This window comes from Chryseobacterium sp. JM1 (genome assembly GCF_000737715.1).
Classification (GTDB): domain Bacteria; phylum Bacteroidota; class Bacteroidia; order Flavobacteriales; family Weeksellaceae; genus Chryseobacterium.
In genome coordinates, this window is record NZ_JPRN01000003.1 from 485,522 (window position 1) to 501,358 (window position 15,837).

The following is a 15,837-nucleotide window of genomic DNA, read 5'->3' on the forward strand; positions in this document are numbered from 1 at the left end:
TCGTGTTTTTTTATTTTTTAATGGTTATTTTACGGAGTCTTTTACAAAAGTACCCCAGGAGATATTAGGTTTCCCCGGAACGTATTCTTTTGCTTTTTCAATGGCCAGTTTGGCGGAATGTTCTACAATCCATGCAAAATTTTCTTCACCTACCGAATTTTTATCAGCATCCGGAGCTGGGTTACAGAAATCAATCGCATACGGAATGCCGTCTCTGATCGCAAATTCTACCGTATTGAAATCATAGCCCAGTGCTTCATTCATGGTAATCGTATAATCATGAATGGTTTTTAACAGTTTTTCCAGTTCTGCTCCTTTGGTCTGATGTGTCGTAGCATATCTCAGATGATGCGGGTTGCGCGGCTCATATGGCATAATGTGGACATATTTTTTACCCAGGCAATACACCCTGTAATAATCGTCGAAAACAATTTCTTCCTGAACCATCATCACCAGCTGTTCCGTCTCGCTTAATTTATTCCAAAGGTCATCCGGATTTTCTACTCTGTAGACACTTTTCCATCCACCGCCGTCATGAGGTTTCATATAAGCAGGAAATCCTACATAATCGAAAATGTATTCCCAGTCGTGAGGGAATTTCAGGTTTCTGAATGAAGTTTCTGAAGTATCCGTTGGTCTTTCGTGTGAAGGAAGAAGGACCGTTTTCGGAAGTGGAATTCCCAGTTTTGACATCAGTGCATTATTGAAAAATTTTTCATCTGCACTCCACCAGAATGGGTTATTAATTACATAAGTTCCGTTAAGTGCCGCATTTTTTAAATACGCTCTGTAAAAAGGAACATCCTGCGAAATTCTGTCGATAATGACTGCATAGCCGTAATCAGCACCCTGTTCCAGTTTGTCGATGTTGACCGGTTCAGCAATGATTTCACCGCCACCCAGTTCATTCACCTTGTCGATAAACGCCCAAGGAAACGTATCTTCCATACCGAATAGAATTCCCACTTTTTTTGCCATAATTTCTGTTTTTAAATTGGTGTATGTGTTATTATTTTATCTTCTTAAATGTACTGCTTTTTACGAAAAAAAAGTACTTATAAATGTTGGAAATACCATTCTCCATAACGGCCAGTCATGATTGATCCATTTTCTCTCATCATACCAGAAGTCGATGCCTTTAGAGCTTAAGATTTCGGCCATTTCAATATTTTTGTCCCTGCAGATGTCCTGATCTGAAGTACTCAGAACAATGTGCATATGTTTGTATTTCCAGGCTTCATCATTCTTTACAAATTCCCTTGGGCAGTTAAAATAAACCAGCTCATCCGAGTATCCGTCCATGAAATTCCTGATGCTGAAAGCTCCTGAAAGACAGAACAGATGGGAAACCACATCCGGAAACCGGAAAGCAAAATTGGCGGCATGATACCCTCCGAAACTTGCTCCGGCTACTGCGACACGGTGTGTTTTGTGAATTTTCTGGATATACGGAATAAATTCCTGAATCAGGAACTGCACATACAGCTCATAATTCTTAATTCTTTTCTGGGGCGAAATCTTTTCATCATAAAAACTCCAGCCATCGATGGTCTGAACATTATAAAGCTTTACTTTTCCCTGTTCTATAAACCAGTTGATGCTTCCGTTCAGATGGAAATCGTGATTTTGGGTATACTGCCCTTGAGAAGTCGGAAACATAATGATCGGATGTCCGTAATGTCCCGTCACTTCTATTTTAAGGCTTGTTCCTAATATATTGGAGTAATAATCTGTATGTTCTATATGCGGCATTGATAAATTTCTTTTGTTATGGTTTTTAGCTTGTCAGTTTGCTTTTCGGCGGGAGAATATTGAGCATTTCTGCCTGTATCTTTTCTGCAGCGCTGTCTAATCTTTCCTGTATGATATCCGGATCGGTGGATTTGTAAACAATTCCTACATGGTGATCAATCGGAAGGAACTTGATGGCTTCCTCACTTTCAAAAACGGTGTAGTCCGGCTCTTTATCTTTGATCAGGGCAACAATAAGTCCTGAGTAGTAGCCGGTAGGTTTTGAAGCCTGATAGCTTTTTCCACGCAAGAGAGCATCCTCTATTTTAGCCCATTCGCGCCAGATATTGATATTGCTCGAGGCTTCTACTAAGTCAGGAATATGAGCACCACCCACTCTGGAAGAAGTTTCAAGGAAATACCATTTTCCATCTGCTTTTCCGCGGATAAACTCAGTATGGGTAGCTCCGTTCAGAAGGCCAAAGTTGGATAGAACTTTGGTATTGGCTTCATCAAGCGCTTTAAATTCTTCGGAATATCTTCCCAGTGTTTTCGATCTGAATACACCGCCTTCGTGAGAAACCTGCATCGGCGGAGCTAGGTATTTTGAAGCAGAAGTAAATACAATTTCTTTATTAAAGGTAAGGCTGTCCACATGGTATACATCGCCCGGCTTAAAGCTTTCCAGCAAAAACAGATGACGTTCTTCTCCCAATGTATTCAGTTCCGCCCAAAGTTCATCTTTGGAAGAAAACTTTTTAATCCCGGATGCAGAGGCTTCCGATCTTGGTTTTAAGACCCACGGAGCAGGAACTTTTTCTATAAAGCTGTTGACTTCGTCATTATTAAAAACAGCTGTAAACTCCGGAACACTGATTCCCGAATCTTTTGCCTTCTGACGCATGGCCAGTTTATCTCTGAAATACCGGTGGGTAGTCTGTCCCATCCCGGGAATACGGAATGTTTCTCTGATCAGCGCTGCCTTTTCTACATCATAGTCATCAAGTGCCACTACTGCATCTATTTTTCTGGTGGTCATAAGATGGGAAAATCCCTGAACCAGATGTTCCAGATTCCAGACGGACGGTCTTAATTCTGCCATGTAAAATACCTCGTCGATAGCGTGCCAGGGCCAGTTTTTCTCTTTAAGGCCCTCCGATGTTACCAAAATTACTTTGTTACCGAGCTTCTTCATTTCATCTATGAAATCATAGCCCTTGTAATAGCACGAAATACATACTATAATTTTCTCCTCCATATAATGTTTTTTAATTTTTAGTAAATTATCAAAAATAAAAGCAATTTTTTATTGATTAATTAATGTTAAAACCATGAATTAGCTGCGTTTTTGAGAATGTACAATCAAGTATACAGAGAAATTTTGAAAAAAACTAATTTTTAGTGATAATTTTCAATTAAATCGGCCAGTAATTGCACCCCATAGCCGGTTGCAGCTTTTTCCTTTGCATATCCCGTACTTCCGAATGCTACGCCGGCAATATCCAGATGCGCCCATTTCGGGTGATTTTCTATAAACTGCTCCAGGAATTTAGCCGCTATAATGCAGTCGCCGATAGGTTTCATGGAGATATTTTTAAGGTCTGCCACATCAGACTGAATATCGTCTTTCCAGATGTCCCACAAAGGAAGATTCCAGACTCTTTGGTTGGTATTGTCCCCGGTTTTTACCAGAAGATTCTTCAGGTCATCATTATTGGAGAACATCGCTCCGCAGGTATCTCCGAACATTCTCACAGAGCTTCCCGTTAACGTGGCAAGATCGATCAGGAAATCTGTTTTATAGTTTTTAGCCAGATAAGAAAGACCGTCTGCCAGGATCATTCTGCCTTCCGCATCTGTATTGAGAACTTCGATGGTTTTTCCGTTGTAGGCTGTAATGACATCGCTCGGAAGAAAAGCCTTTTCAGAAATAGCATTGTCTGTAATAGGAAGCACCGCAATGATATTCACCGGAAGTTTCATCTCTGCTGCGTAAATAAGCGTTCCGATAACAGCCGTAGCGCCTCCCATATCAGATTTCATATAATGCATATTGTCCGGATTCTTTAGGGAAACCCCTCCGGTGTCAAACAGTACGCATTTTCCTACGAGACCAAATGTTTTGGTATTTTTAACCGTTGTTTTATACTCTATGATTGTGAAAGCAGCATCGTAAGCACTTCCCTGATTCACCGACAGATAAGCGCCAAGTCCCAGCTCTTCACATTTTTTTCTGTTGAAGACGGTGTATTTTAATTCATGTTTCTTGGCTAAATTTTTAAGATACAGACTTAGCATATCAGGTTTCTTAAGATTGGCAGGTTTATTCAGCCATTCCTGACAGGCAGTTTGTCCGTTAGCCAAAGCTTCGGCTTTTGAACCTATAGCATCTAATTTTTTCTGACTGATATTTTCGAAATGGATCTCAAATTTGGGATTCCAACAGGCATGTTTTTTATCAAAAGGATAAGTGTATGTTCCGAAAAGCAATCCTTTTACAAATTCTTCAAACTGTTTTTCTTTCAGGAAATCTGCTACCAACAGAGTAGGGACAGCCTGAAGTTTGTCTTTTTGGATCTGAGAGAATTTAACGGCTACCTGCTGAACCTCAAAATTCTGTAAGGTAGATTTTCCTAAGCCGATCAGATAAGTAATGCTTTCAGTGTCAGTGTGGATGAAAACTTCATTTTTCTTTCCGGTGAAAAAAGAAGCCACATTTTTATTGTAATTTTTGCTGGATTTTGTCCATTCTTCCTCGGTGAAAAGCTGAAAAATCTGGGTGTATTTTTTATTTTTTTTGTTGATTAGTTTCATAAACTTAATTTTTAATGCTTTGTTGTTGTGGTTTTACTTCTACAGGGTTTTCCGTGTTGTCATAGAACAGCCATTCAATGGCTCTCGGGAACTCCTGTGACCAGTAAAATTCGCTGTGGGTTCCTTCCGGATTGATGCTTGTCCTGAATTCAAAATCAAAAAGATTTTTCTTTTCCCAACGTTTTAAATATTCTTCAAAAACATGGATTCTTTTGACCATTTTAGACCCTTCCTGACCACCGCCGTAGAGATAGATTTTAGTTTTAAAAGGAACCCTGAAGCTCATCATTGGGAAATTATTATTAGGTTCAACCCAAAGTGAAGGGGAGAAGATCAGCAGTTTGGAATAAACCTCCGGATAAAGGAATCCGCTGTAAATACTGATCAATGCACCCAAAGAGCTGCCCCCGATTCCTGTATTGTCACGGTCTTTTTTGGTGCGGTAATGTTCGTCCACAAAAGGTTTCAACGTATCGGTAATGAAACGGATGTATTTTTTTCCTTCAGAACCATTAGCCACATTGTCGTTGTCAAAAATATACTCCTTGATACGCTCTTCGCTGCCGTGTTCTATAGCGATGATAATGACGTCGCCACGGCCGTATTCCGCAAGGATAGACAGTTTTTTGTCGATTTCCCAGTTTCCGTAGCCGCTTCCTTCGTTGAAAAGATTTTGAGCGTCCTGTAGATAAAGTACCGGATAGCTTTTATCGGCTACATAATAATCATAGGGCAATACAGCCCAGATTTTACGGTAACGTTCCAGCTGCGGAATGTAGAATTCTTCGGAAATAACTTCTGCGATCGGAAAAAATTCTTTTTTGAAAGGACCCCAGTTGAGCCTCCACTTTTCAATGCTATCAGATGTTTTCCCTTTTGCTTTATCAGCTTTCCGGTTGGGGGTGATATTTCTGTACTTATCGAGTTCTACGTTTTCCCATCCGCCTTTGGTGAATTTGTATTCCACGGTATCGGGAAGGATTTCATTGTCGATTTCTATGAAATAATTGTGTGAATCCAGCTGTTTAAGCTGATAACTGTAGTCTCTCGGGTTCCAGTTATTGAAATTTCCGGTGATGTACACCGTTCTGTCGTCGCTTTCTTCTGTATAAAGTTCAAACCTCATCCTATGTGTTTAATATAAATTGGAAGCTAAATTTATAAAAAAGATTGTTTTAAAATCATAAAAAAATGAATGTAAAAAATAATATATTTGATCAATGTGCTGAAAAGTTTCAAAGTTGCGGGGTGCGCGTTACGGGTTTGAGAGTCGGAGAATTTTTGGGTTTGAAAGTTGTTTAAAAGGATTTATAATGAGTGTAGATTTGGGTTGTCTGTTGCTAGTTGCTGGTTCGTAATAAATAAACTAATGCGTTCATTGCCCTGTATTTAATATCTAGATTGACTATGTCAGACTAACATTTCTCGATTTTTACAACTCAAAATTGATCATTAGTATTTTCTACATCAATTTCAACCTTAGTCTAAAAGTCTCCTATCTGAAATCTGACATCTGATATCTTGATTCCAGGTTCTTGGCTCTTGACTCTAAATAGGTGGTATCTCATTCCGAAGTCTGTTAACATAATAATAAATTGACTAATTATTAACCGTTATTGCAGGGAATTTTCGTAGTTTCAGAAAAAAATAAAGTAAGACCATATCTTGATGAATTCTGTTAAATCCTATACGCTGTTCACGGACCATGATGTCTACCTTTTCAAAGAAGGAAGGCATTATAAGCTGTATGGGAAATTTGGGGCACACTCTGTGGAAAAAGACGGTGTAAAGGGTGTCTATTTTTCGGTTTGGGCTCCGTATGCCAAAAAAGTTTCCGTCATAGGAAATTTCAACAACTGGAATCATAAAGATCATATTCTGTTCCCGAGATGGGACGGCTCAGGAATTTGGGAAGGTTTTATTGCCGGACTTACCTGGGGTACTTTATACAAATATGCTATAGAAACAGCCAGAGGTGAAATTCTGGAGAAAAGTGATCCTTACGCTTTAAGCTGGGAACAGAATCTGCAGGCGGCTTCATTTGTTTCCACAACTTGGTATGAATGGGGTGATGAAGACTGGATGGAAAAGCGCTGGAAGAATAACAGTCTGGATGCACCAATATCAGTTTACGAACTTCATCTGGGTTCTTGGGTAAGACAGGGAGAAGCTCCGGATCTATATTTAAACTATCGTGATATTGCTAAGAAACTGGTTCCTTATGCCAAGGAAATGGGTTTTACTCACGTAGAATTCATGCCGGTTATGGAATATCCTTATGACCCGAGTTGGGGATATCAGATCACAGGTTTTTTTGCCGCTACTTCACGTTTCGGTTCTCCGCAGGATCTGATGTTTCTGATTGATGAACTTCATAAAAATGACATCGGGGTTATTCTGGATTGGGTACCTTCCCATTTTCCGGGAGACGCGAATGGACTTCACCGTTTTGACGGTTCGTATCTTTATGAGCATGAAGATCCGAGGAAAGGTTTTCATCCCGACTGGAAGTCATATATTTTCAATTACGGCAGAAATGAGGTTAAATCTTTCCTGATTTCCAATGCCATGTTCTGGCTGGAACGGTATCATGCCGACGGACTTCGTGTAGATGCAGTGACCTCAATACTTCATCTGGATTATTCAAGAAACGAAGGCGAGTGGGAGCCTAATATTGAAGGTGGAAATGTAAACCTTGAAGCCAAAGCTTTCCTGCAGGAATTTAATACGGCGGTTTATAAAGAATTTGGAGACAGCATCATGACGATAGCTGAAGAAAGTTCAGATTTTCCTTTGCTTACAAAACCTGTTCATGACGGTGGCGTAGGTTTCGGAATGAAATGGATGATGGGATGGATGCATGATACGCTGGATTATTTTAAAGAATCTCCGGAAAACAGAAAATACCATCATCATAAAATCACTTTTGCCTCCGTGTATATGTATAATGAAAATTATATGATGCCGCTGTCACATGATGAAGTGGTCCACGGGAAAGCGAGTCTTATTTATAAAATGCCGGGCGACGAATGGCAGAAATTTGCCAATCTCCGTGCGCTTTACGTGTATATGTATACCCATCCGGGAGCTAAGCTTCTGTTTATGGGTGATGAATTTGCACAAACCGGTGAATGGAATTTTACCCGCAGTCTGGACTGGCATTTGCTGGAATATCCTGTTCATAAAGGAATGCAGACGCTTATAAAAGATCTTAATCATCTTTATCGTGATGAAACCGCTTTTTATGAGAATCAGTTTAATAAAAACGGGTTTGAATGGGTAGAAGCCGATGATCTGGAGAATTCGGTGTATGTATATCTGAGAAAAGGGAAAAGAAGAGATGATGTTCTGATGGTTGTTTTAAATCTTACACCACAGGTTTTGGAATATAAAATTGGAGTGGGCGCAGGAACTCATTGGGAAGTTGTTCTTAATTCTGATGACCACAGATACAGCGGAAGCGGGACGGAAGCTGAAATTCTGAATGAAAAATATGAAGAATGGATGCGCCATCCGAAATCTATCACCTTAAAGCTGCCACCATTGGCAGGAATTGTTTTAAGACAGAAAAAAGATAAAAAGTATAAATTACACAGAATAAAACATAAGAAATAAAGAATGATGATGTTGGGAATTAAAGCAAAATCTGACAAAATACAAATGACACTGAAATTATGGTAATCTATCACTTAAGTACAGAATGTTATCCGGTCGCCAAAGTAGGCGGCCTGGCAGATGTTGTAGGCGCATTGCCGAAGTATCAGAACAAAATAAAAGGAATAGACGCCAAGGTGGTCATGCCGTGGTACAATAAACCTTTCGTTCATAACCATGAATTTGATATCGTTTTTGATGGTTTTATCCATCAGGGGCCGGATATGCTGCAGGTTCAGGTGATGAAGGAGAAAACGGATACTTTGGGATTTGAGCTGTATATGGTAAAGGTTCCGGGACTTTTAGACCGGGAGAATCCTTACGGGTATCAGGATGAAAGTTTTCAGTTTATCGCTTTTCAGCATGCCGTACTGCATTGGCTGACTGCTATGAAGATTCGTCCGGATGTCCTGCACTGTCACGATTACCATACAGGATTGGTGCCTTTTATGACCCAGCACTGTCCGGAATTTGAATTTTTAAAAGGAGTAAAAACAATAGGAACGATTCATAACGGGGAATACCAGGGCATGATGAGCTGGAATATGGCGAATTATATGCCGTCTTTTGATTCCTATAAATGGGGTCTTATGGACTGGAACGGTTACATGAACCCATTGGCAAGCATGATCAAATGTGCCAATGCTTTTACCACCGTTTCTGAAGGGTATCTGGAAGAACTGTTCATCAGCTTCCGTGGACTGGAAAGCCTGGTGCGTGAAGAATTTGGAAAGGCATACGGCATCATCAACGGGATTGATACGGAAGTTTGGGATCCTGAAACAGATCCGATGCTGGATTTTAATTTTAATAGTAAAAATGCAGTAGCCCAAAAGAAGAAAAACAAAGAAAAACTCTGCAAAGAATACGGTTTGAAACCTGATCTTCCTTTGTTTGCTTTTATTGGAAGATTTGCTACGGAAAAAGGAGCCGATTTCCTTCCGGATGTGGTTTGGAAAAGCATTAAACAGAGTTACGGCGCTTTAAATATTATGATTCTCGGTTCAGGAAACACCTATATTGAGAATAAGCTTAAAGAATATGAACATACCTATACCAATTTTGCACTGGATCTGGGCTATAAGGAACATCTTTCCCATAAGATCTATGCCTCGGCGGACTTTCTGCTGATGCCGTCAAGAGTGGAGCCTTGCGGACTGAATCAGATGTATTCCATGAGATACGGCACGGTTCCTGTCGTAAGATATACCGGAGGACTAAGAGATACGGTAGAAGATATTTCAACCGGAGGAGCAGGTCTGAATTTTACCTACCCCGGTGTCGATGATATTGTGCACGCCATGAACAGGGCAATGGGAATTTATAATCAGAAAGGAGTCATGAGTGAACTGATCCATGCGAACATGAATTTTGATTTTGCATGGGAGAAATCTGCAGAAAAATATATAGCTTTATATAATAACTGATCCTATGAAAGTTACCGGTTTTCTTTTTATCATCATGATCATGCTTTCTTCGTGTAAAAAAGATGAAGGGAGTTACCATGGAGGATATTACTGGATTTATGGATATGGACTGCCTGAAATGGGCGCACAGGAGAAGATGGATGGGATATCTGAAAAATGGAAAATTAAGCATTATGCCGTATCAGGGTGTATGATAAGTAATGAAGAAGAAAGGGCTGTAAATGCTATTAATAAAAGAACCTACGCTGCAATAGAAAGAAAATACGGAAAAGGCTGGAGTGCAGCTTATGATAAAGATATGCAGGATTTTGCCATGAAAAATGTGGATGTTATGGATGTTCTGATCACGAATAAATTATTCAGGGATGAACTTAAAAAACATTACATAGAGGCATATAATGTAGATAAAGAAGTGTTTGAGCTTAATGACGAGGGCGAATTTAAAGTCATTGTTTACAATCATGAACTCAAATACGAAAATAAAGAATGCTTTAGATTGTCAGTAAACACTAAGAATAGAACAGTAAATTTAATTCAATAAAACGCAAGATACTTATGAAACGAAATGTAATCTCCATTGTTTTGGGAGGCGGCAGAGGGACAAGATTATTCCCGTTAACGTATTCAAGATCAAAACCAGCAGTTCCTATTGCAGGAAAATACAGGCTGGTAGATATTCCAATTTCCAACTGTCTGAATTCGGGACTCAATAAAATCCTGGTTTTAACGCAGTTTAATTCAGCTTCCTTAAATTCACATATCAAGAATTCTTATCACTTTGATATTTTCAGCAAAGGTTTTGTAGATATTCTTGCTGCCGAGCAGAATGTGGAAAATGAAAGCTGGTATCAGGGAACAGCAGATGCGGTCCGCCAGTCGATGAAGCACCTGGAAAAGTATGATTATGACTATATTCTGATCCTTTCCGGTGACCAGCTCTATCAGATGGATTTCAGGGAAATGCTGGATTTTCACATTGAAAACGGAGGCGATGTAACGATTGCAACCATTCCGGTGGTGGCGAAGGATGCGACCGGATTCGGGATTTTAAAATCTGATGATGACGGAAATATCACCTCTTTCTATGAAAAACCGGAATATGATATTCTGGACAGCTTAAAATCTGAAGTTTCAGAGGAAAACAAGCACAAAGGAAAAGAATATCTGGCTTCAATGGGAATCTATATTTTCACGAGAACAATTCTTAAAAAGATGTTCGAAGATGGAGCCGGTGATGATTTCGGAAAAGATATCATTCCAAATTCAATCGGGAAGTATAAAACATTAAGCTATCAGTATGAAGGGTATTGGACTGATATCGGAACCATAGAATCGTTCTACGAAGCGAATCTGGACCTTTGTCAGGATCTTCCGCAGTTCAATCTGTTTTCTTCTTCACCAATCTATACAAGGGCGAGGATGCTTCCGCCGTCTAAAATCAACGGATCTTACGTAAGCAAGGCAGTTTTCGGAGACGGATGCATCATTATGGCCGATAAGATCGAGAATTCGGTGATCGGAAACAGAACCAGAATAGATAAAGGAAGTACTATTGTAAATTCTTACGTGATGGGTGCTGACTTCTATCAAAATACGACAGAAATTGTCCTCAATGACAGAAACGGCCGTCCGAATATGGGAATCGGGAAATACTGTTACATTGAAAAAGCGATTCTCGATAAAAACTGTTACATCGGCGACAACGTTAAGATCATCGGAGGAAAACATCTTCCGGATGGCGATTACGGAACCCATTCTGTTCAGGATGGAATTGTAGTGGTGAAGAAAGGAGCAGTTCTTCCTTCGGGAACACACATTGGATGAGAAGAAGACTTTTGAAGCTGTTTTCTTTCATGTGATATATGTAAAAATACCTTGTCATTGCGAACCTTTAGGTGAAGCAATCTCTGATTTATGCCACAAAAAAGTATTTTAGAGATTGCTTCGTCGCATAGCTCCTCGCAATGACATTATACAATTTTATCGGAGATAAATTCCTGCGCCTTTGCGATTGTCCAACTATGAAATTTAATGAGTAATGAAAAGGACTTTCAACCCATAAAGTTCCGGACAGTAACTTCCATCTTCCCACATCTATCTTCTAACCTTCAACCTCCATCAGGTTAATTAGTGTTAAACATAAAACTAGGGTGATCAACATATTGGTCACTTTTTTTATTTGTCTTACTTTTGTGCGATGCGTTTTTTTAAAATTACAGCCGTGATTCTTGTTTTGCTGGTAGGAGCTTATGCTGCTTCCATGTATTATTTTGTGGATGAAAACAAGGACTTTAAGATAGAAAAAGAGATCGATTATCCCATCGATAAAGTCTTTGCCCAGTTTAATAATCTTCAGCATTTTACGCGCTGGAACAACTTTTTCACGAGTTCGCAGTCTATCGACATAGATTATTACACGCCTTACGAAGGTCAGGGTGGTGCCATCAGCTATGTAGATCCTAAAAACGATACGGACGGGGAAATGTTCATCCGTTACGAAAACCCGCAAAAAAGCCTGCGTTACCAGCTTTTTGAGGATAGAAATGAGAACCCGACGGTCGTTGATGTTCAGTTCAAAGTGGTGTCTGCAGAAAAAACGAAGATCACCTGGAACGTTCATACGCCAAAGCTTTCCGTGTTAAGGAGAGTGGAAAATTTCTGGACAGAAGACCGGTTTGCAGAAAACATCAACAAAAGTATGGTGAATCTGAAAAATGTACTGGGCAATAAAGTAGAAAAAGACAACCAGATGGCGTCCATCAAGTATGACAGTCTGATGGTAGAAAATGAAGAGGATAAGCTGATTTTGGGGATCAATGTAAGTGCATCCAACAAGAAGGAAGCGCTGTATAAAAATATCGTGATGAACTACAGTAAAATTTACAACTACATCACGATGGATCTTGGTAAAAAAGACGATGAATTCGGCTTTCCGGTACTGATTACGGATGCGGATAACTATAAAGACAAAGAGGTTTCTTACTTCCTGGGAATTCCACTTTCCAAGAAAATTGGAGTTACGGATAATAATTTCAATTTCCGTACAATCAATCCTTCTCAAAATTACGTGATCTACTACAAAGGAAATTATGAAGGCAGAATAAGGGCAGTTCAGCAGCTGATTCAGAAGGCCAAAAAAGACGAGATGCGCTTCGGAGATATCCGACAAACCTTTATTGAACGTCCGATAGAAGGACAGGAGGTGAACATGAAGCTCTCATTATCAGTGTTTAAGTAATTTTTTTTCATTTATTTTTTTCTTAATTTTTTTTAACGGTCTCAGGCTGTCTTAACTCGGTTTTTTTTATTAAATTTGAAGATTAATTCTACAAATAAATTTTAATAATAGATAAACTGTAATAATGGACAGATTTTCATTCCTAAACGCAGCTCATTCTCAGTTAATTGAGGATTTATACCAACAGTACTTAAAATTCCCGGATTCTTTGGAGCCATCATGGAAAGCCTTTTTTCAAGGTTTCGATTTCGCTTTGGAGAACTATGGAGATGATGATAACATTCAATACATTCAGGCTCCGGCCAGCGTTGCTCCGGCAGTACAGCAGATCTCTCAGGCAGTAGCCGGTGGAGAAGTTCCTGAGCACATCAAAAAAGAGTTCAAGGTAGTAAACCTTATCGAGGCTTACAGAACGAGAGGGCACTTGTTCACAAAAACAAACCCGGTTAGAGAAAGAAGACACTATACGCCTACTTTAGACATCGAGAACTTCGGTCTTAGCAAGGAGGATTTAAATACAAAATTCAACTGTGCTGTTGAAACAGGGATGAAAGAACCTGCAACACTACAGGACCTGATCAAGCATTTAGAAAGCATCTACTGCGATTCTATCGGGGTAGAGTATACGTATATCAACAACGTTGAAGAAAAAGATTTCATCAAGAAATGGCTTCAGGTGAACGAAAATCACCCAAGTCTTTCTGCCAACGAAAAAACAGAGATTTTACTGAAATTAAATCAGGCGGTAGCTTTCGAAAACTACCTTCACACCAAGTTCGTAGGACAGAAGAGATTCTCTCTGGAAGGAGGGGAAACATTAATTCCTGCATTGGACCAGTTGATCTCAAGATCTTCTCAATTAGGAGTAGACGAAGTTGTTCTTGGAATGGCTCACAGAGGTAGACTGAACGTGTTGTCAAACATTTTCGGGAAATCTTATAAGCAGATCTTCTCAGAATTTGAAGGAAAAGAATTTGAAGAGGATGTATTTTCAGGTGATGTTAAATATCACTTAGGATCATCTAAAATAGTGAAAACAGCTTCAGGAGAAGAAGTGGCTATCAACCTTACCCCGAATCCATCTCACCTTGAAACCGTAGCTGCTCTTGTAGAAGGGATCTGCCGTGCGAAGATAGATGACAAATACAAAGGAGAAGGTTCTAAGATTCTTCCTATCGTGATCCACGGTGACGGTGCTATTGCCGGCCAGGGTATCGCGTATGAAGTGGCTCAGATGATGACACTGGAAGGATACAAAACAGGAGGAACGGTTCATATTGTGGTTAACAACCAGGTTTCGTTTACCACCAACTATGCGGATGCTAGATCTTCAACATACTGTACAGACATTGCAAAAGTAACTGAGTCTCCGGTAATGCACGTTAATGCTGACGATGCTGAAGCGGTAGTTCATGCGATGCATTTTGCAGCAGACTTTAGAGCTAAGTTCGGTAAAGACGTTTACATCGATTTATTAGGATATAGAAAATACGGTCACAACGAAGGTGATGAGCCTAGATTCACGCAGCCTAATCTGTATAAACTGATTTCAAAACACCCGAACCCAAGAGAAATTTATAAAGATAAATTACTTAAGGACAGCATCACTTCCAATGATGTGATCGCGAAAATGGAATCAGATTTCAAAGTGCTTTTAGATAAAGATTTTGATGCTTCCAAGGAGATCGAAAAAAATGTAATGGATCTGTTCATGGCAGATGACTGGACCAATTATCCTATCGGAAAAAGAGGGGCAGTTCAGATTCCTGTAGATACAAAATATGACTTAGAGAAGCTTAAAGAACTGGCGATTAAAATGTCATCTCTTCCTGCAGACAAAAAGTTCATCAATAAAATTACAAGACTGTTTGATAACCGTGTTAAAGCTATTGAAGGAAATTCACTAGACTGGGCTCTTGGAGAATGGTTGGCATATGCTACGCTTCTTGTGGAAGGTCACAATGTAAGAATTTCCGGAGAAGATGTGGAAAGAGGAACATTCTCTCACAGACACGCAGTAGTGAAGACAGAAGATACGGAAGAAGAATATATCCCGTTGAGACATGTATCAGAAAGCAGATTTGATGTATTCAACTCTCACCTTTCAGAATATGGAGTTTTAGGTTTCGACTACGGATATGCGATGGTTTCTCCTAATACTTTGACGATCTGGGAAGCTCAGTTCGGAGACTTTGTAAACGGTGCTCAGATCATCGTAGACCAGTATCTGGCTGCTGCAGAAGAGAAATGGAAAATCCAGGACGGATTGGTGATGTTATTACCTCACGGTTCAGAAGGTCAGGGAGCAGAACACTCTTCAGCAAGACTAGAAAGATTCTTAACGCTTTGTGCGAACGAAAATATGGTGGTAGCCAACGTTACTTCACCAGCCAACTATTTCCACTTATTAAGAAGACAGCTTAAATGGACATTCAGAAAGCCGCTGATCGTAATGAGCCCTAAATCTCTGTTGAGACATCCTAAAGTGGTTTCTCCACTGGAAGATTTCGCAAATGGTTCATTCCAGCCAATATTGGACGATCCTACAGCAGATCCTAAAAAAGTAGAAAAATTAGTATTGTGTTCAGGTAAACTGTACTTCGAATTATTAGCGAAGAAAGAAGAACTTAACTGTGAAAATATTGCACTGGTAAGATTCGAGCAGTTATATCCGCTTCAGACAGATGCTATAGAGGCTATCTTCAGCAAATATGACAGCAGAACACAGCTGATCTGGGCTCAGGAAGAACCTGAAAACATGGGTGCATGGTCTTATATCCTGAGAAACTTCAGAGATACAGGTATCCAGGTGGTAGCTCCAGTACCAAGCGGTGCTCCGGCTCCGGGAAGTCACAAAATGTTTGAAAAGAGTCAGAATGCAGTGATCAACAGAGTTTTCGACAGAGATGATGCTCCTGTAAAAAGACCAGTTACCGTGTAATTGTAATTAAGAATAATACCCAATTAAAAAAA

The 15,837-nt window shown here is 39.8% G+C and carries 11 protein-coding genes; 6 read left to right on the top strand and 5 right to left on the bottom strand.

The annotated features are described in order from the left end of the window. Nucleotides 1-24 precede the first annotated feature (24 nt). The 5 genes from IW22_RS07255 to IW22_RS07275 form a co-directional block, all read right to left on the bottom strand. Nucleotides 25-978 (bottom strand): RimK family alpha-L-glutamate ligase, encoded by a 954-nt coding sequence (locus IW22_RS07255; protein WP_034725325.1) that lies wholly within the window; start codon nucleotides 976-978, stop codon nucleotides 25-27. 60 nt (nucleotides 979-1,038) lie between these two features. After that, nucleotides 1,039-1,752, bottom strand: a complete 714-nt coding sequence (locus tag IW22_RS07260; RefSeq protein ID WP_034725327.1) for an alpha/beta hydrolase-fold protein — start codon at nucleotides 1,750-1,752, stop codon at nucleotides 1,039-1,041. A 25-nt stretch (nucleotides 1,753-1,777) separates the two neighbouring features. Continuing rightward, nucleotides 1,778-2,989: an acetyl-CoA carboxylase biotin carboxylase subunit family protein gene (locus IW22_RS07265; protein ID WP_034725328.1), complete on the bottom strand. Its 1,212-nt coding sequence runs from the start codon at nucleotides 2,987-2,989 to the stop codon at nucleotides 1,778-1,780. 140 nt (nucleotides 2,990-3,129) lie between these two features. After that, a complete protein-coding gene (locus IW22_RS07270) occupies nucleotides 3,130-4,545 on the bottom strand; it encodes a leucyl aminopeptidase family protein (RefSeq protein ID WP_034725329.1) in 1,416 nt (471 codons plus the stop codon). Nucleotides 4,546-4,549: 4 nt separating this feature from the next. After that, nucleotides 4,550-5,671: an alpha/beta hydrolase-fold protein gene (locus tag IW22_RS07275; RefSeq protein ID WP_034725331.1), complete on the bottom strand. Its 1,122-nt coding sequence runs from the start codon at nucleotides 5,669-5,671 to the stop codon at nucleotides 4,550-4,552. A 542-nt stretch (nucleotides 5,672-6,213) separates the two neighbouring features. Between IW22_RS07275 and glgB the strand changes: the two genes are divergently transcribed. The 6 genes from glgB to IW22_RS07305 all read left to right on the top strand — a co-directional run bounded on the left by glgB (nucleotide 6,214) and on the right by IW22_RS07305 (nucleotide 15,805). Continuing rightward, nucleotides 6,214-8,160 carry a 1,4-alpha-glucan branching protein GlgB gene (gene glgB, locus IW22_RS07280; RefSeq protein WP_034725658.1) on the top strand — a complete coding sequence of 649 codons (1,947 nt, stop codon included), beginning with the start codon at nucleotides 6,214-6,216 and terminating at the stop codon, nucleotides 8,158-8,160. 59 nt (nucleotides 8,161-8,219) lie between these two features. Then, nucleotides 8,220-9,626: a glycogen synthase gene (locus tag IW22_RS07285; protein ID WP_034725333.1), complete on the top strand. Its 1,407-nt coding sequence runs from the start codon at nucleotides 8,220-8,222 to the stop codon at nucleotides 9,624-9,626. Between the two features lie 4 nt (nucleotides 9,627-9,630). Then, nucleotides 9,631-10,167, top strand: a complete 537-nt coding sequence (locus IW22_RS07290; RefSeq protein WP_034725334.1) for a hypothetical protein — start codon at nucleotides 9,631-9,633, stop codon at nucleotides 10,165-10,167. A gap of 14 nt (nucleotides 10,168-10,181) precedes the next feature. Beyond that, on the top strand, nucleotides 10,182-11,450 hold the full coding sequence (locus tag IW22_RS07295) for a glucose-1-phosphate adenylyltransferase (protein WP_034725336.1): 1,269 nt from the start codon (nucleotides 10,182-10,184) through the stop codon (nucleotides 11,448-11,450). A 373-nt stretch (nucleotides 11,451-11,823) separates the two neighbouring features. Beyond that, complete coding sequence (locus IW22_RS07300; protein WP_034725337.1) at nucleotides 11,824-12,864, top strand: SRPBCC domain-containing protein; 1,041 nt, start codon at nucleotides 11,824-11,826, stop codon at nucleotides 12,862-12,864. A gap of 124 nt (nucleotides 12,865-12,988) precedes the next feature. Then, a complete protein-coding gene (locus IW22_RS07305; protein WP_034725339.1) occupies nucleotides 12,989-15,805 on the top strand; it encodes a 2-oxoglutarate dehydrogenase E1 component in 2,817 nt (938 codons plus the stop codon). Nucleotides 15,806-15,837 lie beyond the last annotated feature (32 nt).